Annotated in this window: 19 protein-coding genes; 9 read left to right on the top strand and 10 right to left on the bottom strand. The window is 72.3% G+C overall.

Annotation, left to right across the window (positions count from 1 at the left end):
- Positions 1-11 precede the first annotated feature (11 nt).
- The 4 genes from AC0QU1_RS08675 to AC0QU1_RS08660 form a co-directional block, all read right to left on the bottom strand.
- Complete coding sequence (locus tag AC0QU1_RS08675) at positions 12-1,604, bottom strand: SpoIID/LytB domain-containing protein (RefSeq protein WP_483575976.1); 1,593 nt, start codon at positions 1,602-1,604, stop codon at positions 12-14.
- A 139-nt stretch (positions 1,605-1,743) separates the two neighbouring features.
- Complete coding sequence (locus AC0QU1_RS08670) at positions 1,744-3,489, bottom strand: RNA polymerase sigma factor (RefSeq protein WP_483575974.1); 1,746 nt, start codon at positions 3,487-3,489, stop codon at positions 1,744-1,746.
- A gap of 334 nt (positions 3,490-3,823) precedes the next feature.
- The gene (locus AC0QU1_RS08665; protein ID WP_483575972.1) at positions 3,824-4,189 is read right to left on the bottom strand and encodes a universal stress protein; all 366 of its coding nucleotides are present in this window, start codon (positions 4,187-4,189) and stop codon (positions 3,824-3,826) included.
- Between the two features lie 40 nt (positions 4,190-4,229).
- Positions 4,230-5,546: a DUF4192 domain-containing protein gene (locus AC0QU1_RS08660; protein ID WP_483575970.1), complete on the bottom strand. Its 1,317-nt coding sequence runs from the start codon at positions 5,544-5,546 to the stop codon at positions 4,230-4,232.
- 130 nt (positions 5,547-5,676) lie between these two features.
- On the opposite strand from AC0QU1_RS08660, the gene AC0QU1_RS08655 reads away from it, so the two are divergent.
- Both AC0QU1_RS08655 and AC0QU1_RS08650 read left to right on the top strand, forming a co-directional pair.
- Positions 5,677-6,246, top strand: a complete 570-nt coding sequence (locus AC0QU1_RS08655) for a hypothetical protein (protein ID WP_483575968.1) — start codon at positions 5,677-5,679, stop codon at positions 6,244-6,246.
- 19 nt (positions 6,247-6,265) lie between these two features.
- Positions 6,266-7,414, top strand: coding sequence for a polyprenyl synthetase family protein (locus tag AC0QU1_RS08650; RefSeq protein ID WP_483575966.1), 1,149 nt, complete (start codon positions 6,266-6,268; stop codon positions 7,412-7,414).
- 87 nt (positions 7,415-7,501) lie between these two features.
- On the opposite strand, the gene pknB is transcribed toward AC0QU1_RS08650, so the two are convergent.
- Complete coding sequence (gene pknB / locus AC0QU1_RS08645; RefSeq protein WP_483575964.1) at positions 7,502-9,394, bottom strand: Stk1 family PASTA domain-containing Ser/Thr kinase; 1,893 nt, start codon at positions 9,392-9,394, stop codon at positions 7,502-7,504.
- 118 nt (positions 9,395-9,512) lie between these two features.
- On the opposite strand from pknB, the gene AC0QU1_RS08640 reads away from it, so the two are divergent.
- Positions 9,513-9,878 carry an Rv2175c family DNA-binding protein gene (locus AC0QU1_RS08640; protein WP_483575962.1) on the top strand — a complete coding sequence of 122 codons (366 nt, stop codon included), beginning with the start codon at positions 9,513-9,515 and terminating at the stop codon, positions 9,876-9,878.
- Between the two features lie 50 nt (positions 9,879-9,928).
- Here AC0QU1_RS08640 and AC0QU1_RS08635 read toward each other — a convergent pair whose 3' ends face one another.
- Both AC0QU1_RS08635 and AC0QU1_RS08630 read right to left on the bottom strand, forming a co-directional pair.
- On the bottom strand, positions 9,929-11,308 hold the full coding sequence (locus tag AC0QU1_RS08635; protein ID WP_483575960.1) for a class II 3-deoxy-7-phosphoheptulonate synthase: 1,380 nt from the start codon (positions 11,306-11,308) through the stop codon (positions 9,929-9,931).
- Positions 11,309-11,351: 43 nt separating this feature from the next.
- Entirely contained in the window at positions 11,352-12,578 is a 1,227-nt protein-coding gene (locus AC0QU1_RS08630) for a pyrophosphate--fructose-6-phosphate 1-phosphotransferase (RefSeq protein WP_483575958.1), read from the bottom strand.
- Between the two features lie 518 nt (positions 12,579-13,096).
- Between AC0QU1_RS08630 and AC0QU1_RS08625 the strand changes: the two genes are divergently transcribed.
- On the top strand, positions 13,097-13,843 hold the full coding sequence (locus AC0QU1_RS08625; RefSeq protein ID WP_483575956.1) for a GNAT family N-acetyltransferase: 747 nt from the start codon (positions 13,097-13,099) through the stop codon (positions 13,841-13,843).
- A 200-nt stretch (positions 13,844-14,043) separates the two neighbouring features.
- On the opposite strand, the gene AC0QU1_RS08620 is transcribed toward AC0QU1_RS08625, so the two are convergent.
- On the bottom strand, positions 14,044-15,876 hold the full coding sequence (locus AC0QU1_RS08620) for an AMP-dependent synthetase/ligase (RefSeq protein ID WP_483575954.1): 1,833 nt from the start codon (positions 15,874-15,876) through the stop codon (positions 14,044-14,046).
- Positions 15,877-16,040: 164 nt separating this feature from the next.
- Here AC0QU1_RS08620 and AC0QU1_RS08615 point away from each other — a divergent pair, with 164 nt between their 5' ends.
- A complete protein-coding gene (locus AC0QU1_RS08615) occupies positions 16,041-16,985 on the top strand; it encodes an ROK family glucokinase (RefSeq protein ID WP_483575952.1) in 945 nt (314 codons plus the stop codon).
- A gap of 103 nt (positions 16,986-17,088) precedes the next feature.
- On the opposite strand, the gene AC0QU1_RS08610 is transcribed toward AC0QU1_RS08615, so the two are convergent.
- Positions 17,089-17,676, bottom strand: coding sequence for a hypothetical protein (locus AC0QU1_RS08610; protein ID WP_483575950.1), 588 nt, complete (start codon positions 17,674-17,676; stop codon positions 17,089-17,091).
- A gap of 70 nt (positions 17,677-17,746) precedes the next feature.
- Between AC0QU1_RS08610 and AC0QU1_RS08605 the strand changes: the two genes are divergently transcribed.
- Positions 17,747-18,505 (top strand): lysophospholipid acyltransferase family protein, encoded by a 759-nt coding sequence (locus tag AC0QU1_RS08605; protein WP_483575948.1) that lies wholly within the window; start codon positions 17,747-17,749, stop codon positions 18,503-18,505.
- Between the two features lie 186 nt (positions 18,506-18,691).
- Here the strand turns inward: AC0QU1_RS08605 and AC0QU1_RS08600 are convergent, their stop codons facing one another.
- Positions 18,692-19,720, bottom strand: coding sequence for a LacI family DNA-binding transcriptional regulator (locus tag AC0QU1_RS08600; protein WP_483575946.1), 1,029 nt, complete (start codon positions 19,718-19,720; stop codon positions 18,692-18,694).
- Positions 19,721-19,925: 205 nt separating this feature from the next.
- Between AC0QU1_RS08600 and AC0QU1_RS08595 the strand changes: the two genes are divergently transcribed.
- Genes AC0QU1_RS08595 through AC0QU1_RS08585 form a run of 3 tightly spaced genes read left to right on the top strand, consistent with a single transcriptional unit; the run spans position 19,926 to position 23,011 of the window.
- On the top strand, positions 19,926-21,203 hold the full coding sequence (locus AC0QU1_RS08595; protein ID WP_483575944.1) for an extracellular solute-binding protein: 1,278 nt from the start codon (positions 19,926-19,928) through the stop codon (positions 21,201-21,203).
- A 3-nt stretch (positions 21,204-21,206) separates the two neighbouring features.
- Positions 21,207-22,097: a carbohydrate ABC transporter permease gene (locus AC0QU1_RS08590; RefSeq protein ID WP_483575942.1), complete on the top strand. Its 891-nt coding sequence runs from the start codon at positions 21,207-21,209 to the stop codon at positions 22,095-22,097.
- Positions 22,097-23,011, top strand: coding sequence for a carbohydrate ABC transporter permease (locus AC0QU1_RS08585; RefSeq protein ID WP_483575940.1), 915 nt, complete (start codon positions 22,097-22,099; stop codon positions 23,009-23,011). Before AC0QU1_RS08590 ends, AC0QU1_RS08585 begins: the two co-directional genes overlap by 1 nt.
- Positions 23,012-23,019 lie beyond the last annotated feature (8 nt).

Raw genomic sequence — 23,019 nt, 5'->3', positions numbered from 1 at the left:
TTCCATTGAGGTCATTTCCGCGCGGTGACCGTGTCCGCCCACGAGCCCCGGAACCCGAGGGTGGTGCGCCAGCCCTCGGCCGTCTTCGTGAGGGTCCTGGTCGCGCCGGTGGTCGACGTCGCCTGCATGGTCTTGATCTGCCCGCTGGAGTAGCGCGCCGTCACCTTGACCGACTTGACCCAGGTCAGGTCGAAGACGCTCTTCGCCTTCGTCTGCGTGAGCGTGCCCGTCCACGAGGTGTTCGGGTTGCCCGGCGCCTGGGCCGAGTAGGGGTCCGCCACGTGGGCGAGGTGGGACTGCGCGGCCGTGCCGAAGGCGTCCTGGTTGTTCGCGGTACCCGCGAAGATGCCGCCGCTGCCCGAGGAGGCGAAGTACGGCGTCTCGGCGATGCCGCCCGACCCGTTGCGCACGACGGTGACCGTCGCGGCGTCGTCCTGCCGCGTGGCGTCCACCGCGGCGCGCCACGTCGCGCCCGCCTCGCCGCCCTCCTTCTTCCAGCCGGTGTAGTTCTGGCTGGCGGTGTCGTCGGACAGGTGGCAGTCGCACGAGGCCTTCAGGCCCTCGGTTTTGTCCAGGATGGCGTAGTTGCGGGCGACGATCGCCTGCGCCTGCAGCGCGGCGGCGCCGCCGTAGCCACTGGTTCCCCACAGCGAGGGCATCTCGTCGAGCCCGTAGAGGTACTCGTCGTTGATGACCACCTGGTTGACGACGTTGGGCCGGGGGTTGGGGCTGGTGATCCGCAGCCGGCCGTGCCGGTAGCTGCCCTGGGCGCCGGACACCGTCACCGTCCCGGCGGTGCCGGCCCAGTGGTCGGTGCCCGTCCACTCCAGGTAGAGCGTGCGGCGGGCGCCGATCGTCTGCACCACGCTGCCGTTCTGGGTGATCTTCGCGGTCACGCCCGACGTCGTGCGCCCGATCGTGATCTTGCGCGCCGACGTGCCCGTGGCGAGCTGCGCCTCCGCGCCGTCGAGCAGGCGCCAGGACCCGGCGGACAGGCTCAGCGTGGTGGTCGCCGGGTCGGACGACTTGCCGAGCACCTGGACGTCGATCGTCGTCCACGGGTTGCTCGCGGTGCCGACCGTCGCGCCCGGGTAGTAGTACCGCAGGATGTCGGACGCCGTGCTGCCCGTGCGCGCCATCTGGTAGGCCCCGTACTGCGACATGCCCACGCCGTGCCCGTTCCCGGACCCCGCGATGCTCCACGAGCCGGGCACCACGGTCACCGTGAGGGTGGCGCTGGTCGCCCTGGTCGTCTTGAACCGGTACTTCGACGTGACGGTCGGGTTGACCGACGTCGTCGCCTTGCCGGTGGAGCCCGTGGTCACGGACCTGACCCGAACCCACGAGCCGTCGCTGTACTTCTGCAGCGCCACCGTGGCGTTCGCCCGCGGCGCGCCGTCGTAGCGGTAGACCACCGAGAGGGTCCTGGGCGTCGACGCCGTGGTGGTCGACGTGCCGGAGGCCGTCAGCGTGTAGCCGGCCGCCGCTGCGGGAACGGCCGGCAGGCCGACGGTGACGATCCCGGCGGCGAGGAACAGGGCGAGGAGGGAGGCGGCCACCCGAGCGATGCGGGCTGCGGGAGCGGCGCTGATCAGTGAGGACACATCGGGCACATTTCCACATGACGACGCCGGGCGGGTGGCCTTCCGAAGAAGTTCACCCGCCCGGCGTCCAGGCCGCCCGCTGCTGCTCGGGCCGCCGTCAGTGGCTGCTGTCGGTGGCTGCCGTCAGCCGCCGCCGTCGTCAGTCGAGGTAGTCGCGCAGCACCTGCGACCGCGAGGGGTGCCGCAGCTTCGACATCGTCTTGGACTCTATCTGGCGGATGCGCTCGCGCGTCACGCCGTAGACCTTGCCGATCTCGTCGAGCGTCTTGGGCTGGCCGTCCTGCAGGCCGAACCGCATGGAGACCACACCGGCCTCGCGCTCGCTCAGCGTGTCGAGCACCTGGTGGAGCTGCTCCTGCAGCAGCGTGAACGACACCGCGTCCGCCGGGACGACGGCCTCGGAGTCCTCGATGAGGTCGCCGAACTCGCTGTCGCCGTCCTCGCCGAGCGGGGTGCTCAGCGAGATGGGCTCGCGGCCGTACTTCTGGACCTCGACCACCTTCTCGGGCGTCATGTCCAGCTCCTTGGCCAGCTCCTCCGGCGTGGGCTCGCGGCCCAGGTCCTGGAGCATCTGGCGCTGGACGCGGGCCAGCTTGTTGATGACCTCGACCATGTGCACCGGGATGCGGATGGTGCGCGCCTGGTCGGCCATGGCGCGCGTGATCGCCTGCCGGATCCACCAGGTGGCGTACGTCGAGAACTTGTAGCCCTTGGTGTAGTCGAACTTCTCGACCGCGCGGATCAGACCGAGGTTGCCCTCCTGGATCAGGTCCAGGAACAGCATGCCGCGGCCCGTGTAGCGCTTGGCCAGCGAGACCACGAGGCGGAGGTTGGCCTCCAGCAGGTGGTTCTTGGCGCGCTTGCCGTCGTGCGCGATCCACTTGAGGTCGCGCTCCAGCCGGCGCTGGTCCTTGTCGTTGCGGTCGAAGTCCGTGGTCGCCAGGCGCTCCTCCGCGAACAGGCCGGCCTCGATGCGCTTCGCGAGCTCGACCTCCTGCTCCGCGTTCAGCAGCGCGACCTTGCCGATCTGCTTGAGGTAGTCCTTGACCGGGTCGGCCGTGGCACCGGCGGTGACGACCTGCTGTGCGGGCTGGTCGTCGTCGTCGGTGTCGGAGACGACGAAACCGGAGTTCTCGTCACCCTCCCTGACCGCCTTGCCACCCCGGCCACGGCTCGTCTTCGTGACGACCTCGGGGCCGGGCTCCGCCTCGTCCTCCGGGTCCTCGACGGCGACGCCGTCGGGCTCGATGTTGTCGTACTTCGACTTGCCCCGGGCGGCGGGCTTCTTGGCCGCGGACTTCGCCGACGGCTTCTTGCGCGTGCCCTCGCCCGCCTCGTCGTCGTCCAGGTCGTCGTCGAAGTCGTCGTCCAGTTCGAGGTCGACGTCGTCGGGCAGGTCGACGTCGTCCTTGGGACCCGTGTCGGCGTCCTTCGGCTTCGCGGTGGACCGCGTCGAGGTCGACTTCTTGGCCGTCGAGGTCTTGGCCGCGGACTTCGCGGTCTTCGTGGCCGTCGAGCGCGTGCGCCGGGCCGGCTTCGCGGGGGCCTCGGCCTCCTCGTCGGCGGGCGCCTTCGCGGCGACGGCGGTGGAACGCGTGGCCGCGGCGGCGGCCACCTTGGTCACGGTAGGTAGCCCGACCTGCACGCCGGCGTTGGCCAGTGCGCGCAGCACCGCCTTGAGCCGCTTGGCGTCACCGACCTCCGCGGTCTCGCATGCACGCCGGAAGTTCTCGGCGTCGACCGAGCCGTCGGCGGCACCGCGAGCGAGGAGCTCCTGCAGGGCAGGATGCTCGAACTCACGGGGCAGGTTGTCGCGTGCAGGGACAGGAGCGATGTCCTGGGGGGCTTTCAGCGGAGTGGGCGCCACAAACCGACCTTTCGGCATTCGAGGGGGCGGTGTACCGCCGGCGAGGCCTCGCTAGACCTTCTTCTTCCGCCGGCGAACATATATATTGTACCGTCGGCAGCCCTGTACGCCGCGACCAACGCCGCGATACAGGCAAAGTCAGTGCGAGAGTCACTTCGGGCGGGCAGCCCCGCGGGGCTTTCTGATTTTGCGTGCCAAGAGTCAACGAGCGGGGCGGCCCCGCAATTCCCGATCCGGCGAATCTGGTCGGGTCGGGCCTGCGCCGGCCGGCTGAGGCGAACCAGCTCAACCGGATCGGGTCGGCCGGTCCGCGGTCGGCCGATTCACACCGGCCTGGTCAGATCAGCCCCGGTCAGACCTTGACAGCCAGCACCGGGCAGGGCGCCTCGACCAGGATCCGCTGCGCGCCGGCGCCCAGGATGAGCTTGCCGACGGGGCTGCGCCGGCGCAGCCCGATCACTATCAGCTCCGCCCCGGTGCTCGTGGCGGCACGGATCAGGTCCTCGGCAAGGTCGCCCGTGCCCTCCTCGACCCGGACGTCCACCTCGGCCGCCAGGTCGCCGACCAGCTCGGCGACCTCCGCCCGGCACTCGTCGACGGGACTCTTCCCGCTCGTGACCACGACCAGCGCGGCCCCGCGCTCCCTGGCCTCGGTGACGGCGGTGCTGAGGGCGCCCTGGCCCTCCGGCGTGGCGAGGTGGCCGACGACGATCGTCATGTCCACCGACGCTACCCCACACCGCGCCTCCTGCCGCGCCTCACACGGCGGCCGCCCGCTCGGCGTCCGGCCCGCCGCGGAAGAGGGCCTGCTCCCGCCGCACCCAGCCCGGCGGGACTCCCCCGACGATCGCGCCGCGCAGCAGCAGCGCGAGCCGGTACTCCGGGTCCACCCCGAGCGCGTCCGCGACGCGCTCGGCCGCCAGTCCGCCGTCGCCGTGCCACCACGCGACGAGCGCCAGCAGGAGGTAGGCCGGAGCCCGCCGGGCGCGCGGTACGTGCCGGACGACCGCCTCGAGGACCTGGCGCGCCGGCCGGGTGATCTCCTCGGACGGCGGGACGCCCTGCTCGGGGTCGACGATCCCCGCCATGACCGTTCCCGTGGCCGCGAACGCGTCGCCGTCCACCGTACGCCGGGCGGTGCGCAGCGCCGCCTCCTGGGTCCCCGGCGCCAGGGTGAGCAGCACCGCGTCCCGCACGTACGTGTCCGCGAGCGCCGCGCCGATCTTCCCGAGGTCGACCGGGGACAGCGTGGCGGGCTCCCCCGGCCGGGCGTCGGCCACGAGGCGCGTGGTGGAGCGCCACAGGGCGAGGCTCTCGGCGCCCCACTCGGCGAGCGCCCGCTCGGCGCGCTCGGCCTCGGCCGCCGCCGCGCGCGGGCCGAAGGCCGCACCCTTGCTGTCGAAGGCGGCGCCGTTGTTCAGGAGCCGCCGGTAGGTGCCGGTCCAGCGCGCCGCCGCGCGCCGGGCCTGGGTGCGGGCCGCCTCGGGTGCGGCGCGCAGCGCGTACCGCTCCTCGCGGGTGCCCGCGACGGTGCGGCCCTCCAGCACCATGTGGGCGGCCACCCGGCTCCCCTTGAGGTCGGCCAGCGGCCGGCCCTCGGCGGGACAGCAGGCCGGGTCGGTGCAGTCGAGCGCCCGGTACCCGGTGGGGCTGACGAGCCACGTCTCGGTGCCGGGCAGCCGGCGTTCGAGCCGCGCCCGCACCAGCTCGACAGCGCGCCGGGCCGGGCCGGAGGGCGCCGTCGGGTCGGTGGCGGTGTACAGCACGACGACCGCGCGGTCGGCGCCGTCGGCCACCACGTGGTCGGCGAGCCAGCGGGCGGTGGCGCCGCCGTCGGGACCGTCGGGGTCGTCCGGCTGGCGCAGGCGCAGGTCGTCGAGGTCGACGCGGGCGACGAGCCCCACGCGCTGGCGCGGTCCGGTCAGGCTCACCGCGACGACCGACTCGACCGGCTCGAAGCCGAGCCGGTAGGGAATGTAGGCCAGGAGGTCCGCCGGCCCCGCCACGCGGACCACCACGGCGTTGGGTTCCGCCGGTCCCCGGCGGTAGTTCTCGGGTGTGTTCTTCGGGTTCATGTCCACGATCCCAGCCCGCCGGGAAGGCGGCGGCGCGTCCAGGAGGGCCGTGTGGACAACGAATTTCCTGTGGTCTCGCTCAGTCCCGCGCGCTGTCGTCACGAGGGTCTCTCCGGCTACCGTGTGCCTCGTGCCCCAGTTCGCCTCGCCCCGTCGTGCGGCCGCGCTCGCCGCCGCCGTCGGGCTGGCGCTCGCGACAGCCGCGTGCGCAGCGGGGTCGGAGCCGGAGGCCTCGGCCGCCACCGCCGCGGGCACCCAGGAGCCGACCACCGCGACGTCGGACGGGCCCACCGACCTGCCGACGTTCGACCCGTCGTCGGCCGTGGGCACGTACGCGGAGGGGTTCCCCGCTGACCTGTTCCCCATGCCGAAGGACGCGACCCTGCTCGCCTCGTCGGCGCGGCCCGCGCCTGTCTCCGAGAACGCGGGGGCCAAGGCGACGCCGATGACGCAGGTGACGCTCAACCTGTCGTCGAGCCGCCCGACCGCCCAGGTGATCCAGCAGGCTAAGCACATCCTGACCAGCAAGGGCTTCCGGCAGATCCCCGCGCCGGAGTCGAGCGGCCTCACCGCGCAGACCGCGTTCCTGCGCATCTCCAGGGGCCAGTCCGGTGAGGTGCAGGAGTCGCTCCTGGTCGGCGTGCTCGACGACGGCGAGCGGCGCCTCTGCTCGATCAGCGGCACCGTCCGCACTCCGTAGGACCCCATAGGCTGGTGCCGTGCCCCTCTCCCCCGCCCGCACCGGCCCCCTGACCCCAGCGGCCCTCGTCGACGCCGAGAACCTCCGTGCCGACGTCGACGCCGCCGTCACCGCTCACCTCGACCGCCTGGCGGCGGAGGTCGGCGCGATCAGCCCGAGCGCACGGGCGCTGGTCGACGAGGCGGCGGGCCTGCTCATGGGCGGCAAGCGCCTGCGGGCCGCGTTCTGCTACTGGTCGTTCCGCGCGCACGGCGGCTCCGCCGACGCCACCGACCCCGCCCGCATCGCGACCGTCCGGGTGGGCGCGGCGCTCGAGCTCTTCCAGGCGGCGGCACTGCTGCACGACGACGTGATGGACAACTCCGACACCCGCCGGGGCCGCCCCACCACGCACCGTGCGTTCGCCGCCAAGCACGCCTCCGCCGGCTGGGCCGGGGAGCCCGTCCGGTTCGGCGACGCCGCGGCGATCCTGCTCGGCGACCTCGTGCTCCTGGCCGCCCAGCGCGAGCTGTCGGCGGCGCTCGCTCCGCTGCCTGCGGCGCTCGCCGAGGCGGCCCGCACCCGCTTCGACGCCATGCAGAGCGAGGTGGTGGTGGGCCAGTACCTCGACGTGCTGGTCCAGGCCGAGCCGTGGGGCCACGACCCCGCCGTCGACGAGGAGCGCGCCCGGCAGGTGCTGCGCGCCAAGTCGGCGAGCTACTCGGTGGCGGCGCCGCTCGCGCTCGGCGCGCTGCTGGCCGGCGCGGGTGCGCAGGCGGCAGCGGCGGTCGAGGCGGCGGGCCTGCCGCTGGGCGAGGCGTTCCAGCTTCGCGACGACCTGCTCGGCGTCTTCGGCGACCCGGCCGTCACCGGCAAGCCGGCCGGTGACGACCTGCGCGAAGGCAAGCGGACGGTGGTCGTGGCGCGCACCCTCGCGCTCCTGCCGGACGCCGCCGGCCCGGACGCCGCCGCCCTGGTCGCAGCGCTGGGCAACCCCGACCTGTCCGACGACGATGTGGCGCGGGTGCGCGAGATCATCGTCGCGTCCGGCGCACTGGACGCCGTCGAGCAGCTCATCGGCGACCTCGCCGTCCGCGCGCACGCGCTGCTGGACCTGGCGGACCTGACCGAGCCGGGGCGGGGCGTGCTGACCGACCTGGCCCACGCCGCCGTCGACCGGGCGGCCTGACCGCCCGACTCCGGCAGGCGCACGGGCCAGCCGTCCTCCGGTCCGAGTCACCAGGTCCAGCAGGTCCAGCAGGTCACCAGGTCCGGGTCACCAGGTCCAGATGGTGACCTCGCCGCCCTGCCTGAGCCGCTCGCCCGCCGCCGGCACGGTCTCGGTGACGCCGTCGCCGAACAGCCCGCCGAACCCGCGGACCTCCACCGTGTAGCCGGCCTTCTCCAGCAGCTCCTGGGCGTCCTCCGCGGACATCCCCACCACGTAGGGCACCGTCCCCTTCGGGCCCATGCTCACCACCACCGTGATGGGGCTGCCCTGCTCGGCGCCCTCGCCGGCACCCGGGTCGGTCCCGACCACCGACCCGGCGGGGACCTGCTCGTCGAACCGGTCCGCCCGCACCACGTCGAACCCCTCGGCGGCCAGCGTCGCCGTCGCGTCCTCCAGCGTCAGGCCCGCCACCTCTGGCACCGTGACGGGCGGCGGGCCGGCCGACACGGTGAGCCGCACGGTCTCGTCGGTCGGGACCATGGCGCCGTCGCGCACGGAGGCCCAGATGACCTCGCCGCGCGGCACGTCGGCGGAGTACTCGCGCGAGACCTCGATGTCGGCCAGGCCGACACCTCTCAGGGCGAGGCGTGCCTCGCGCTCGCGCATGCCGACCAGGCCGGCGGGGACCTCCGCGAGCTCCGGCCCGAGCGAGACCACCAGGCGCACGGGCTCGTCGCGCAGCGCGCGCCTGCCCTCGTCCGGCTCCGCGGAGACCACCTCGCCCTCCGGGACCTCGGAGCTGTGCTGCTCCTCGCTCGTCGACGTCAGCCCGGCGCCCGTCAGCGCCTCCTCCGCCTGCTCGGCGGGCACGCCCACCACGCCGTTCGGCACCACGGCGTAGGCGCCCGGGCCCCGCTCCGTGTACCACCAGGCGCTGAACAGGACCGCGACCAGCGCGACCGCCAGCAGCACCTTGCCGCCGCGTCTGCGCGCCGGCTCCGGCGGGGGCGGCGGAGGCTGCGGCGGCCGCTGGGCCACCCAGCCGCCGGCGGGCGGCCGCTCCACCACGGCGGTGCGCGCCGCCTTCACCGCTGCCGACGACGGCGGCGGCGCGGCCTTGGCGGGAATGTCCAGCACCTCGTTCGGGATCTGCCGGAACGTGCTGCGCAGCACGTCGAGCGCGACCGCCGCATCGCGCGGCCGCTGGTCCGGATCGCGGGCCGTGAAGGCGCGCACCAGCGCGTCCAGGGGCCTGCCCAGGTGGCCCGCGAACGCGCTCACGGGCGGCACGTCGCTGTTGACGTGCGCGAACGCGACCTGGATGGGCCCGTCCCCCTCGTGCGGCAGGCGGCCGGTGAACATCTCGAAGGCGAGGATCCCCACGGCGTACACGTCGGCGCGCGTGTCGACGTGCCCGGTCGAGATGGTCTCGGGCGCCAGGTAGGCGACGGTGCCCAGCACGGTGCCCGTCGTCGTGTTCGACACCTCGGAGATGGCGCGGGCCAGGCCGAAGTCGGCCACCTTCGGCCGGCCGGTGCCCTCCTCCAGCAGCACGTTCTCCGGCTTGATGTCGCGGTGCACGATCTCCTTGGCGTGCGCGGCCGCCAGCGCCGACAGCACGACGTCGAGGATCGCGAACGAGCGGCGCAGGGTGAGCTCGCCGTCGCGGATGAGCTGGCGGAGGTTCGTGCCCGGCACGTACTCCATCGTCAGGTAGCGCATGTCGCCGTCGGTGCCCTGGTCGTAGACCGCCACGACGCCGTGGTGCTGCAGGCCGGCCGCCGAGCGCGCCTCGCGCTCGAACCGCTCGCGGAAGCTCGCGGCCTGCTCCCCTTCCGCCAGGTGCGGGTGCATCACCTTGAGGGCGATCTCACGGTTCAGACGCGTGTCCTGCGCGCGGTACACCGTGGCCATTCCTCCGCGCGCCACGCGCGCGACGATCTCGTACCGCCCGTCGACCAGGCGGCCGATGAGGGGGTCTGCCGTCACCTGAGCCACGGGTGGGAGTGTACGGGTGACCACCGACGCCCCGGCAGTAACCCGCATATCGGACAAGTGGCCGTTGCCGGATCGTTGCCGTCTCCCGACTCCGGGCCCTGTCGCCTACGCTTCTCCCGTGACAGATCTCGACACCCTCGTGGGCGAATGGCTCACCCTGCCCGACCTCGCCGAGACCCTCGGCATCGAGGTCGGCAAGGCCCGCGGCCTGGTCCGGGACCGGCAGGTGGTCGGCACCAAGCGCGGCGAGCCCAAGACCTTCCAGGTCCCCGCACGGTTCGTGCTGCCCGACGTCGACGGCCGCCCCGGCGTCATCCCCACCCTGCGCGGCACCGTCATGGTGCTGTCGGACGCCCAGTTCACCGAGGAGGAGATCCTCGAGTGGCTGTTCACGCCCAACGACGAGCTCGGCGAGCGGCCCGTGGACGCCCTGATCAACGGCAAGCGCGCGGCGGTGCGCCGGGTGGCGCAGACGCTCCTGTGACGATGCTCCTGTGACGGCACTCGGGTGACCCGCCGCCGGGGCGCCGCCGCCTACCTCCGGAGCATCTCCGCCACCTGGAACGCCAGCTCCAGCGACTGCTGGTGGTTCAGGCGCGGGTCCACGAGGGTCTCGTAGCGCAGCGCGAGGCCCTCGTCGGAGATCTCCTCGCTGCCGCCGAGCACCTCGGTGACGTCGTCGCCGGTCAGCTCCATGTGCAGGCCGCCGGGCACGGTGCCCAGCGTCTTGTGCACCTCGAAGAACCCGGCCACCTCGTCGAGCACGTCCGTGAGGCGGCGCGTCTTGTAGCCGCTGTCCGACGTGATCGTGTTGCCGTGCATCGGGTCGGTCACCCACGTGACGTTCGCGCCCGACCAGGTCACGGCCTCGACGATGGCCGGGAGCACGTCCCGGACCCGGCCCGCGCCCATGCGGGTGATGAACGTGAGCCGTCCGGGGGTGTTCTCCGGGTTGAGCCGTTCGGTGAGCGCCAGCGCGTCGTGCGGCGTCGTCGTCGGGCCCAGCTTCACGCCGATCGGGTTGGCGATGCGGGCCACGAAGTCGACGTGGGCGCCGTCGAGCTGGCGGGTGCGCTCGCCGATCCACAGGAAGTGCGCGCTGGTGTCGTACGCCTTGCCGGTGCGCTGGTCGGTGCGGGTCAGCGCCCGTTCGTAGTCGAGCACCAGGGCCTCGTGGCTCAGGAAGAACTCGACGGTGCGCAGGGCGTCGAAGTCGGCCCCGCAGGCGTGCATGAACCGGATGGCGCGGTCGATCTCGTCCGCCGTCTTCTCGTACCGCGCGTAGGCGGGGTTGCGCATGAAGCCGCGGTTCCACTCGTGCACCTGGCGCAGGTCGGCGAACCCGCCCTGCGTGAAGGCGCGCACCACGTTCGCCGTCGCCGACGAGATCCGGTAGGCCTGCTCCAGCCGCTCCGGGACGGGCGTGCGGGCCTGTTCCGTGAAGGGGAACCCGTTGATCATGTCGCCGCGGTAGGCGGGCAGCGTCACGCCGTCGCGCGTCTCGGTGTCGCTGGAGCGCGGCTTGGCGTACTGGCCCGCCATGCGCCCCATCTTCACTACTGGCGTGCTCGCGCCGTGCGTGAGCACCACCGCCATCTGCAGGATGGTGCGGATCTTGTTGCGGATGCGGTCGGCGTTCGCCTCGGCGAACGTCTCCGCGCAGTCCCCGCCCTGGAGCAGGAACGCCTCGCCCCGGCCGGCGGCGGCGAGCCGCTCGGTCAGGGTGTCGGCCTGTGCAGGCACCACGATAGGCGCGGCCTGGGCCAGGCGGCCGGTCGCGGCGGCGAGCGCCGCCGCGTCCGGCCACGTCGGCTGCTGCCGCGCCTCCAGCGTGCGGAAGTGGTCCAGGCCGGCCGGCCCGGACGGCCCGACGGGCACGGCTGACCGCCCGGCCGGATCGGTGACGGTGCTCATCGGCTCGCCTGGCGTGCCGGCCGGAGTGGTGCCCGCACCTGGCTCAGTGCTCCGCCGCGACGGCCGGCACGAGCGGCTGGCCGATCTCCGCGAGGATCTGCCCGAACCACTCCTGCGAGACGTCGAACGCCTTGCCGCCCGCGATGCGCGGGAACGCGATGGCCTTGAGCCGGTCGCCGTCCTCCTCGTCGTGGCCGATGACGCCGGACTCGCCGCGCAGCGCGCACTCGACCGCGTAGTCCGTCATGGACTTGATCAGGCGCAGGTCCTCGGCGTTCGCCGCGGCGGCACGCGAGTAGTAGCCCGACTTCTGCACCATGACCTTCTCGGCGCCGAGCTTCTCCGCGAACTGCTTCGCGAACCACTGGCCCGGGTTGATCGTGTCGAGCTTCACGTGCCCGAACGGGTCGCGCTCCACGGTCTCGCCCGCCGCCTCGAGCTGGGCCACGATCTCGTGCATGCCGGCACCCTCCGACAGGAAGATGTTGACGTTGCCGATCTCGTCCATGACGCCGCGCAGGCGCTTGGCCTCGGCCTCCAGGTCGATCTCCAGCTCGGGCAGGAACACCGCGTGCACGTCCCAGCGCTCGCGCGACAGGCCGAGCGCGGGCGCCCACTCCTGGTCGTCGAGCCAGCCGCGGTACTTCTGGGCGGTCGCGGCGGTCAGCCAGCCGCAGTGCCGGCCCATGACCTCGTGCACGATGAGCATGCGCGGGCCGACCCGGTTCTCGCCGATGACGTTGGCCGCGAACTTCGCGCCCTCCTCGGCGGCGGTCCACGCGCCGAGCGACTGCTTGATCGGCACCACGTCGTTGTCGATGGTCTTGGGCAGACCGACGACGGTGAGCTCGTAGCCGTTCTCGTGCAGGTAGGCGGCCAGGTCGGCGGCCGTGGTGTTCGTGTCGTCACCGCCGATGGTGTGCAGGACGTCCACGCCGTCGGCCTTGAGCTGCTCGGCCGCCACGTGCAGCGGGTCCTGGCCCTCCTGGACCAGGCCGCGCTTGACCGCGTCCTTGACGTTGGTCAGCTTGACGCGCGAGTTGCCGATGGGCGAGCCACCGAAGCGGTGCAGCACGTGCGCCTGCTTGCGGGCCTCCTCCCCGATCTCGATCTTGTTGCCCGTCAGCAGGCCGTGGTAGCCGTGCAGGTAGGCGATGATCTCGATCTCGGGGTCGAGCTCGGTGTAACGCTCGATCAGACCGCCGACCGAGGACGACAGGCAGGGCGCGAAGCCGCCGGCGGTCAGCAGGGCCACACGACGAACAGCCATCGGAGGAGCACCTCTCATCAGGGAGAATTCGCGGGCGCCCCGACCGGCCATCGCCCGCGCGGCACCCCTTCGTCGTCATCCTACTGACGGCGGCTGACAGTGCCGGGCACGTCCGGTGAATGAGCACCCCCGCCGACGACGCCGAACCGCAGGTTGCCGGCCACCGCCGGCGCCGAACCGCAAGTTACCGGCCACCACCGCCGCCAAACCGCAAGTTACCGGCCACCACCGCCGCCAAACCGCAAGTTACCGGCCACCACCGCCGCCAAACCGCAAGTTACCGGCCACCACCGCCGCCAAACCGCAAGTTACCGGCCACCACCGCCGCCAAACCGCAGGTTACCGGTCACCATCGGCGTCCAACCGGAACCTACGCGTCGATCTGGGCTCTGATCGACGTGTGCCTTGCGGTTCGGGGCCGGCGGTGACCGGCAAGCTGCGGTTCGACGGCGGGTCGCCGCGCGTGCGAGAATGTTCACGAACCTCCCGGCGGCCAGCGGCCCGGGAGGCTTTTTGTTATGACGAGCACTCACGATTCACCGCAGCTCACCATCCGCCCGGCGACGCCCGCCGACCGCCCCGTGCTGGAGCGGCTCTGGCTCCTGTTCCGCCACGACCTGTCCGAGGTCTCGGGCGCGCTGCCCGACCCGACCGGCCAGTTCCGCCGCGAGCGCCTGGACGCGGCGTTCACGGACCCGGGCTGGCGCGGCATCATCGCGCACCTGGAGCCGGGCGACGGTGCTCAGCCCGGCGGCCGACTCCGGCCGGGTGGCGGCATCCAGCCCGGCAGCCGATTCCAGCCGGGTGGCGGCATCCAGCCCGGCGACCGCGTCCAGCCCCACAGCCGCATCCGGCCCGGCGACCCTGTTCAGCCCGACAACCGCGTCCGGCCCGCCGACGTCGTCCCGCCATCCCTCGCCGTACCGACGCCGCCCGTCGTCCCGCCGTCCCCCGCCGTCCTGCCGTCCCCGGTCGGCTTCGCGCTCGTCCGCGCCGTCGACACCCCCACGCGCGTGCTCAACTCGTTCTTCGTGGTGCGCGGGGCGCGCAGGTCAGGTGTCGGACGGCGGCTCGCGGCCCAGGTGCTGGCGAGCTTCCCCGGGCGCTGGGAGATCGCGTTCCAGGACGACAACCCGCCGGCGGTGCGCTTCTGGCGGAAGGTGGCCACGGACGCCGTCGGCCAGGAGTGGACAGAGGAGCACCGCGCCGTCCCGGGCCGCCCCGACCTGCCCCCGGACACGTGGATCTCGTTCACAACGAGGTAACCGGCCACACGACCTCGGTCGGATGCACCGGCCCCGACATGACTTCGGTCGGTTGCGTCGAGATCGGTCCAACGACCGACCGATCTCGACGCAACCGACCGAAGTCACGGAACCTCACGACGCAACCGACCGAAGTCGCGACCCAGCGAACCAGTCCCGACCCCTGCGCACCAGAACAGCCCCTGCGCACCAGAACAGCCTCACCCGATCAGGTGCAGGCTCTCCTTGTTCTTGTCCGCGTACAGGCGCTCCACGTCGGCGTCGAAGTCCTTGAGGAACACCGCCCGCTTCACGCTCTGCTTGGGCGTGAGGTACCCGTTCTCGATGGTCAGGTCGCCCGCCAGCACGGTGTACTTGCGGATCGACTCGGCCTTCGAGACCGCCTTGTTGGCGCGCTGCACCGCCTGGTCGAGCGCCGCGAGGACGTCCGGGTCCCTCCGGGCCTCCTCCACCGACATCGCGGGCTTGCCGTGCATCTTGAGCCAGCCCGGCAGGCCCTCGGCGTCGAGCGTGAAGAGCGCCCCGATGAACGGCTTGCCGTCGCCGACGACGACGCACTGGCTGACCAGCGCGTGCGCGCGGATGCGGTCCTCGAGCAGCGAGGGCGCCACGTTCTTGCCGCCCGCGGTGACGATGATCTCCTTCTTGCGGCCGGTGATCGTGAGGAACCCGTCGTCGTCCAGCACGCCCAGGTCGCCGGTGCGGAACCAGCCGTCCTCGGTGAACGCCTCCGCCGTCGCGGCCTCGTTCTTGTGGTACGCGCGGAAGATGTGGTGCCCCTTGAGCAGGATCTCCGAGTCGTCGGCGATCTTGACGCCGCACCCGGGGAGCTGCAGGCCGACCGAGCCGATCCGTGTGGCCGTCGGACGGTTCACGCAGGTCGGGGCCGTGGACTCGGTGAGGCCGTAGCCCTCGAGCACCGTCAGGCCCAGGCCACGGTAGAAGTGGCCCAGGCGCTCGCCGAGCGGCCCGCCGCCCGACACCGCGAACTCCGCCTGCCCGCCCAGCCGGGCGCGCAGCTTGGAGAACACCAGCGCGCTGGCGACGGCGTGCTGCAGCCGCAGCCCCACGCTCGGGCCCGACGGCGTGTCGAGCGCCCGCGACCACGCGATGCCCGTCGCGGTGGCCCAGTGGAAGATCTTCGCCTTGCCGCCGGCCGCCGCCGTCTGCTCGGCCGTGTTGTAGACCTTCTCGAACACACGCGGCACCGCGAGGATGAACGTGGGCTTGAACTCGCCCAGGCCGTCCACCAGCGTGGACGTGTCGCCCCAGTGCCCGGTGACCACGCCGCCCGCCACGGCGAGCACGTGGATGTAGCGCGCGAACACGTGCGCCATCGGGATGAACAGGAGGGTGCGGCCGCCGTCCTTGGCGAACACCTCCGGCACTGCCTCGACGGCGTTCACGGCGAGCGACGCGAAGTTGCGGTGCGTCAGCTCGGCGCCCTTGGGGCGGCCGGTGGTGCCGGAGGTGTAGATGATCGTGGCGAGGTCGTCGAGGTCCGCGAGTGCCCGGCGACGGGTGATCTCGGCGTCGGGCACGTCGGCGCCGTCGGCGGCTACCGCGTCCAGCGCGCCGTCGTCGATGACGAGCACGTCGGACAGGAGCGGGAGGGTGCCGTGCACCTCCTCGACCGTGGCGGCGTTGGCCGCGGTCTCGGCGAAGACCAGCTTCACCTCGGCGTCCGACAGGATCCACTCGACCTGCTCGGCCGAGGACGTCTCGTAGACCGGGACCGGGACCGCGCCGGCGGCCCAGGCCGCGAAGTCCAGCACCGCCCACTCGTACCGGGTGCGCGACATGATGCCTACCCGGTCGCCGGGCTCGATCCCGCGGGCCACGAGGCCCTTCGCCACGGCGACGACCTGTGCGTCGAACTCGCCGGCCGAGACGACCCGCCAGGGCTCTCCCTTGCCGCGAGGAACCTCCATCATCGGCTTGTCGGCACCGGCGCCGACCCGCTCCGCGAGCACGTCGTTGAGGTTGGAGGTGGGGGGCAGCTCGATGAGGATCGGGCTGAAGATCTCGTCCATTCTGACTCCAGTGGCAGTACTGACCGTGCCTGCAAAGATACCGGGAAACGGACGCCGCGTGTTGCACCGCCCACGGTCGCTACCCTGGGTGTGCGCACCGACTCGGTGCAGCCCCCTTCTCGACGGCCCGTCGGCCGTCACGCGACGAAAGAACGTGAGGACGAATGCACGCCATCGGGGTGGACATCGGCGGCACCAAGATCGCCGTGGGAGTCGTCGACGAGGACGGCAAGATCCTTGCCCAGGTGCGCCGCGAGACGGACGCCGACGACGTGGCGCACATCGACAAGGCCATCGCCGACGCGTGCAACGAGCTGGTCAAGGAGCACGAGGTGGGCGCCATCGGCCTGGCCGCCGCCGGCTTCGTCAGCCCCGACCGGACGTCGGTGAACTTCGCCCCCAACATCGCCTGGCGTGAGTACCCGCTGGCCGCGAAGGTCGGCGCGCTCGTGGACGCCGACGTCCCGATCGTCGTGGAGAACGACGCGAACGCCGCGGGCTGGGCCGAGTTCCGGTTCGGCGCGGGCCGCGACGCCACCGACATGCTGATGCTCACGGTCGGCACCGGCCTGGGCGGCGCCGTGATCTCCGAGAAGGAGCTCGTGCGCGGCAAGTGGGGCATGGCCGCCGAGGTCGGGCACATGCGCGTGGTGCCGGAGGGGCACTACTGCGGCTGCGGCCACGAGGGCTGCTGGGAGCAGTACGCGTCGGGCAGCGCGCTGGAGCGTGACGCCCAGCACGCCGCCGTCGCCCGCGTGGACCAGGCCGGGCGCCTGCTGGAGCTCGCCGGCGGCGACCCCGAGAAGATCCGCGGCAAGATGGTCACGGAGGCCGCGCAGGAGGGCGACGAGCTGTCGATCGATCTGCTCGCGACCCTCGGACGCTGGATCGGCGAGGGCTCTGCCTCGGTGGCCGCCCTGCTCGACCCGGAGCTCATCGTCATCGGCGGCGGCGTCGGCGCGGCGGGCGACCTGCTGCTCGGCCCGGTGCGCCGCGGCTTCGAGGCCCAGCTCTCCGCCATGGGCCACCGGCCCGTCGCGCAGATCGAGCTGGCCCAGCACGGCAACGAGGCCGGCATCGTGGGCGCGGCGGACCTCGCCCGCCGCTGAGCCTCCCCTCAGGTCAGAAGCTCAGGTCACCGGGGTGGCCTGAGCTTCTGACATCGTCGGACGGCGGTTCGGCCGGCGGTCCGGAGGACCGTTCGGGCAACGTTCAGACGACGGCGCCCGGCCCGTCGTCGTCCGGGTCCCGCTGGTGCGGCATGCGCCAGATCAGCACGCCGAGGCCCGCGACGAACAGGCCGATGCCGATCTGCCCGGCCAGCGGCGGGATCGCCACGGACGGCATGGCCGCCGACACGATCATCCCGATCACCGCCAGCACGGGTACACCGACGACGAAGCTCCACGCCATGGTCATCAGCGGGTCGCGGGACAGCAGCGGCGGAGGCTCCGGCGGCGTGAAGTGCGAGTCGGCCTCCTCGAGCGCCTCGGCCTCCGGCGACAGCGGCCAGTCGCGCGGCCCGGAGGGCACGATCGGACGCGACTCGGTCCCCGGCGCGTCGCCGCCGGGTTCGGCCGCCCGGTCATCGCCGCTGCCCTCGTCATCGGGCCGCGAAGTCTGAGAAGATTCGGCAGGCTGCTCCCTGCCGTCGGCCTCGCCGCCGGCCCGAGAGACGTCCATGTCGCCGAGCGTGGCGACGATGTCCGCCCAGCGCGACGCGACGTCGTCGTCGCCCAGCTCGCGGGGGGTGTCGCCCGGCACGTCGTCGTCGCGGTCGTTGGTGTTCGATGCGGCCATGGGCACACTCTATTGTCGTCGGGGAACTCGCGGGGGCGGGTCTTGAGGAGGAATTTTGTTCTACTGGGTGATGAGGAACCTGCTGGTGGGCCCGCTGCTGCGCCTCGCGTACCAGCCGTGGGTCATCGGCGCCAAGAACGTGCCCCGCACCGGTCCCGCGATCCTGGCCAGCAACCACCTGGCGGTGATCGACTCGTTCATCCTGCCCCTGGTGATCCCGCGCCGGATGACCTTCCTCGGCAAGTCCGACTACTTCACCGGCCGGGGCGTCAAGGGCCGGTTCGTGGCCTGGTTCATGACGGGCATCGGCGTCATCCCCGTCGACCGCTCCGGCGGCGCCGCCAGCGAGGCCGCGCTGCGCACCGGCCTGCGGGTGCTGCGCGAGGGCAGCCTGTTCGGCATCTACCCGGAGGGCACGCGCAGCCCTGACGGCCGCCTCTACAAGGCGAAAACGGGCGTGGCGCGGATGGCCCTGGAGTCGGGTGCCCCCGTGGTGCCCGTCGCCATGGTCGACACCGAGATCGCCCAGCCCGTGGGCCGGACGATCCCCACGTTCATGCCGCTGGGCGCCGTGGTCGGCGAGCCGCTCGACTTCAGCCGGTACAAGGGCATGGAGACCGACAAGTTCGTGCTGCGCGCCGTGGCCGACGAGATCCAGTACGCGATCCTCGCCCTGTCCGGCCAGGAGTACGTCGACGCCTACGCGGCCAGCGCCAAGGAGCGCGCCGCCCGCGGTGAGGACCCGATCCCGGCGTCGGAGGAGGGTCCGGGCGGGCTGCCGCTGCCGGAGGTCGAGCGCCCGCGCCCGCCGCGCCGCAAGCGACGCTGACTGCTCCGGCGCTGCCGGCCCCCGCGCTGCCCCAACGCCACACCCGCCCCACCGCCACACCTGCCCCAGCGCCCCCGCGCTGCCGCACGCCCCAGCGCCCCACGGTCGGCAGTTTGCCCCACAAAGTCGGCAGTTGGCACCGAGATCGGTCCAGGCCTGAGCCGATCTCGGTGCCAACTGCCGACGTCACGCGAGGCCGCCGGCCTCCAGCCCCCTAGGCGGGGCCGTCGAGGCGCGGAGCACCAGGCTGGTCGCCAGCTCCGTGCGGAGCGTGTGGCCGCTCGCGGTGCGCGCGCGGTGCACCAGGTCGACGGCGGTGGCGCCCATCTCGGCCAGCGGCTGCCGCACCGTGGTGAGCGCCGGGTCGATCCAGGGCGCGATCGGCAGGTCGTCGAAGCCGACGAGCGACACGTCGCGCGGCACCACCAGGCCCGCCTCGCGCAGTGCCCGCAGGGCGCCCAGCGCCGTGTCGTCGCTGCTGGCGAAGATGGCGGTGGGCGGGTCGTCCAGGCTCAGGAGCCGCTGCGCGCCCTCGTACCCGGAGGTCACGCCGTAGGCGCCCACGTAGACGAGCTCGTCCTCGGTGGTGGCGCCGGCGCGGATCATGGCCGCGCGGTAGCCCGCGAGCCGCGCGATGGCGTTGTCCTGCTCGAGCGCCCCCGTGATCGTGGCGATGCGCCGGTGGCCCAGCGACAGCAGGTGCGCCGTGGCCTCGAGCCCGCCCTGGAAGTTGGTGGCGCCCACGCTGAGCATCCCCTCCGGCGGCCGCTGCCGCGGGTCGACGACGACGAGCGGCGTGCCGGTGTCCTCAAGGGCGCGCCGCGCCTCGGCGTCGGGCACGGCGACAATGCTGACCAGGCCGTCCGTGCCGCGGTCGAGCGCGTGCCGCACCCAGGAGCTGCAGTCGTCGGGGTCCGGCTCGACGGCGAGGACCACGTCGAGGCCGAACCGCCGCGCGCCAGCGACGGCGCCGCGCACCACGGCCTCCGACCACGTCCCCTCGAAGTCGACGATCCGGACGTCGATCATGCCGGTCGGCTTGGGCGCCTTCGCCCGGACGACGTAGCCGTGCCGTTCCAGCACCTCGGTGACGCGGGCGCGGGTGGCGCCCGCGACGTCGGGCCGGGTGTTGAGGACCTTGGAGACGGTGGGCACGGACACGCCGGCCTCTGCCGCGACAACGGCGAGCGGGATGTGCGGCCGGTCCTGGGTCATGGGTCCTCCGTCGGACGTCGGTGGGAAAGCGTTTCCGAAACCAGGATCGTAGCCGACGCCGCGGAGTGCTCGGCCGAAAGCCCAAGTGCTCGGGCAAACCGCCGTTGCCGTCCGTTGACAAGGCAGGCCGGCGCGTCTAACCTCCCGGGGTCTTTCCGAGATTCAACCGCGAAATTTCGGACGGCGGATCAACAAAGGAGTGATCGTGAACAGGACACCTCGCCTCGTCGCAGCGACGACGGCGTCGACCCTCACGCTAGCCCTCGCCCTGACGGGCTGCGGCCGCAGCGACGAGGCCGGCGGCACAGCAGAAGGTTCCAGCAGCATCTCGGAGGGCCCAGCCACCGGCACCGTCGAGGTCTGGGCCATGGGCACGGAGGGTGAGCTGCTGCCTGAGCTCGCCGAGCAGTTCGAGGCCGACAACCCCGACGTCACGGTGAACGTGACGCCGGTCCCGTGGGAGTCGTCCACGGAGAAGATCAACACGGCCATCGCCACCGGCGAGGTGCCCGACGTCATGCAGGTCGGGACCACGCTGATGAGCGGTTTCGTCGGGCTCGACGGGCTGGCGCCCACCCCCGACGACTTCGACTCCGAAGCCTTCTTCCCGGGCGCGTGGGACACCACGGTGGTCGACGGGACCTCCTACGGCGTGCCCTGGTACGTCGAGTCGCGCGTCCTGTACTACCGCACCGACCTCGCCGAGGAGGCCGGTGTCGAGGCGCCGGAGACCTGGGCGGACCTCACGGACTTCGCGGCCGGGCTGCAGGACGCCGGGGCCGACCACGGCATCGCGCTGCAGACCCGCGGCAACTCCACGGCTCTCATGTACTTCCCGTTCTACTGGCAGGCCGGCGGCGAGATCATGGACGACGCGGGCGAGTTCACGCTCGACAACGACGCCCAGGTCAAGGCCCTGGAGTACTACTCCTCGTTCATGCGCGACGGGCTCGCCCCGCCGGTGCTCGTCGAGGACGAGAAGGTGCAGAACTTCATCGACGGCCGGCTCGGCTCGTTCGTCTCGGGCCCGTGGGAGCGCGCGAACCTGCTGACCACGGCGGGCGACGACTTCGCGGACCAGTTCGGCGTGGTGCCGCTGCCGTCCGACGAGGCGACGGCGTCGTTCATCGGCGGCTCCAACCTCGCCGTCCTCGCCGACGCCGCCAACCCGGACGCCGCGTGGAAGTTCGTCCAGTACGCCACCGACCCCGCCACCCAGGTCGACTGGTTCGAGATCTCGTCCGACCTGCCGGCGGTCCAGGCCTCGTGGGACGACCCGGCGCTGGCCGACGACGACGCCGTCGCCGTCTACCAGGACGTGCTGGAGACCGCGCGCTCCACGCCCGCCGTGCCGACCTGGTCGGAGATCGAGCACGAGCTCGACCTCATCATCGAGCAGGTCATCGCGGGCGACGTGACGCCCCAGGAGGCGGCCACCCAGATGCAGGAGGCAGCCACCTCGATCGGGACGGGGCTGGACTGACCAGTGGCCGTCTCCGCACGCCGCCGCCGCATCGGCTTCGCCGCCTGGGGCTTCGCGCTACCCTTCACCCTCCTGTTCGCCGTGTTCCTGCTCGTGCCGGTCGCCTCGTCGCTGTACATGGCGTTCACCGACATGCGGGGCGCGGACCTCAGGTCGCCCTGGGCCGTGAACTTCGTGGGGCTCGACAACTTCGTGGCGGTCCTGGCGGACCCGAAGTTCCAGCAGGCCGCCGGCAACACGCTCTACTTCGTCGGCGTCGCCATGCCGCTCACGCTGGGCATCGCGCTGCTCCTGGCCGTGCTGCTGAACTCGGGCCTCGTATGGTTCCGTTCGGTGTTCCGCGTGGGCTTCTACGCCCCCGTGGTGACGTCGATCGTCGCGGTGGCGGTCGTGTGGCGGTTCCTCCTGCAGCCCGACTTCGGCCTCGTGAACTCGGTGCTCGGCGCCGTGGGCATCGACGGTCCGCGCTGGCTCACCGACGAGGTCTGGGCCATGCCGTCCCTCATCGTGATGGCCACGTGGCGCAACGTCGGATACTCGATGGTGATCCTGCTGGCCGGGCTGCAGGGCATCCCCCGCGACCTGTACGAGGCGTCGGCCATCGACGGGGCGGGGGTGGTCCGGCAGTTCCGGTCCATCACCGTCCCGTTGCTGCGGCCCACCCTGCTGTTCTGCGCCGTCATCACCGGCATCGGCTACCTGCAGTTCTTCGAGGAGCCGTTCGTCATGACGCAGGGCGGTCCGCTGGGCGCCACCAACTCGGTCGCCTACGAGATCTTCAACCAGTTCGGGTTCGGGAACTACGGGCTGTCCGCCGCGATGAGCTACGTGCTGTTCATCGCCATCGTGATCCTGTCCTACTTCCAGTTCCGCCTGCTCAGGACGGAGAAGTGATGACGTCCACGTCCAGCCGGCCCGCGGCGCGCACCACCGCGGCCGACCGCTCCGGATCACCCGACGACGCGGCGCGCGGCGCCGTCCGGCGGCGGCGCCTCGGCCCTCGTGCCGTGCTCCTGAACGTCGCCCTCCTGGTGGGTCTGGCCGCCTCCATCGGGCCGCTCGTGTGGATGGTCCTCTCGTCGGTCAAGCCCGAGGGCGAGATCCGGCGGTTCCCGCCCACGCTGCTCCCGGAGGAGGTGACCTGGTCCAACTACACGGACCTGTTCGCGTCCCTGAACTTCCCGCAGTACTTCCTCAACTCGGTGGTCGTCGCGGTGGTGGTGACCGTCGGGTCGGTCCTGTTCAGCGCGATGGTCGGCTACGCGCTGGCCAAGCTGGACTTCCCCGGCCGCCGCACCCTGTTCGCGCTGGTCATGGGTACCCTGATGGTCCCTGGCATGGTCACCTTCGTGCCGCTGTTCGTGCTGGTGGCCAACCTCGACCTCATCAACACCTACGCGGCGCTCATCCTGCCGTTCCTCGCGGCGCCGTTCGGCGTGTTCCTCATGCGCCAGTTCATGCTCGACATCCCGGACGAGCTGCTCGACGCCGCGCGCGTCGACGGGGCCGGCGAGTTCCGCACGTTCTTCCGCATCGTCCTGCCGCAGACCCGGCCGGCGCTCGCGACGCTCGGCATCCTGACGTTCCTCGGGTCCTGGAACAACTTCCTGTGGCCGCTGGTCGCCGTGCAGTCCGCCGACAGGTACACCCTGCCCGTCGCGCTGGCCCTGTACTCGACCGGGCAGAACACCGTCCAGTACGGCCTGCTCGTGGCGGGCGCGACGGTCATCGTGCTGCCCATCCTCATCGTCTTCCTCGTCCTGCAGCGGCACATCGTGCAGGGCATCTCGACCACCGGCCTGAAGTAGGAGTTCTT

The sequence above is a fragment of the Promicromonospora noduliphila genome (assembly GCF_056951025.1).
Note: the sequence above shows the minus strand (reverse complement) of the source record. Positions and strands in the feature narration are given on the sequence as shown.

Coding starts and splice junctions, on each gene's coding strand:
- AC0QU1_RS08600 (WP_483575946.1), bottom strand. CDS start 19,720: ATGACCCAGGACCGGCCGCACATCCCGCTCGCCGTTGTCGCGGCAGAG.
- AC0QU1_RS08610 (WP_483575950.1), bottom strand. CDS start 17,676: ATGGCCGCATCGAACACCAACGACCGCGACGACGACGTGCCGGGCGAC.
- AC0QU1_RS08660 (WP_483575970.1), bottom strand. CDS start 5,546: ATGAACCCGAAGAACACACCCGAGAACTACCGCCGGGGACCGGCGGAA.
- AC0QU1_RS08620 (WP_483575954.1), bottom strand. CDS start 15,876: ATGGACGAGATCTTCAGCCCGATCCTCATCGAGCTGCCCCCCACCTCC.
- AC0QU1_RS08625 (WP_483575956.1), top strand. CDS start 13,097: ATGACGAGCACTCACGATTCACCGCAGCTCACCATCCGCCCGGCGACG.
- AC0QU1_RS08605 (WP_483575948.1), top strand. CDS start 17,747: ATGAGGAACCTGCTGGTGGGCCCGCTGCTGCGCCTCGCGTACCAGCCG.
- AC0QU1_RS08615 (WP_483575952.1), top strand. CDS start 16,041: ATGCACGCCATCGGGGTGGACATCGGCGGCACCAAGATCGCCGTGGGA.
- AC0QU1_RS08670 (WP_483575974.1), bottom strand. CDS start 3,489: ATGCCGAAAGGTCGGTTTGTGGCGCCCACTCCGCTGAAAGCCCCCCAG.
- AC0QU1_RS08665 (WP_483575972.1), bottom strand. CDS start 4,189: ATGACGATCGTCGTCGGCCACCTCGCCACGCCGGAGGGCCAGGGCGCC.
- AC0QU1_RS08585 (WP_483575940.1), top strand. CDS start 22,097: ATGACGTCCACGTCCAGCCGGCCCGCGGCGCGCACCACCGCGGCCGAC.
- AC0QU1_RS08635 (WP_483575960.1), bottom strand. CDS start 11,308: ATGAGCACCGTCACCGATCCGGCCGGGCGGTCAGCCGTGCCCGTCGGG.
- AC0QU1_RS08630 (WP_483575958.1), bottom strand. CDS start 12,578: ATGGCTGTTCGTCGTGTGGCCCTGCTGACCGCCGGCGGCTTCGCGCCC.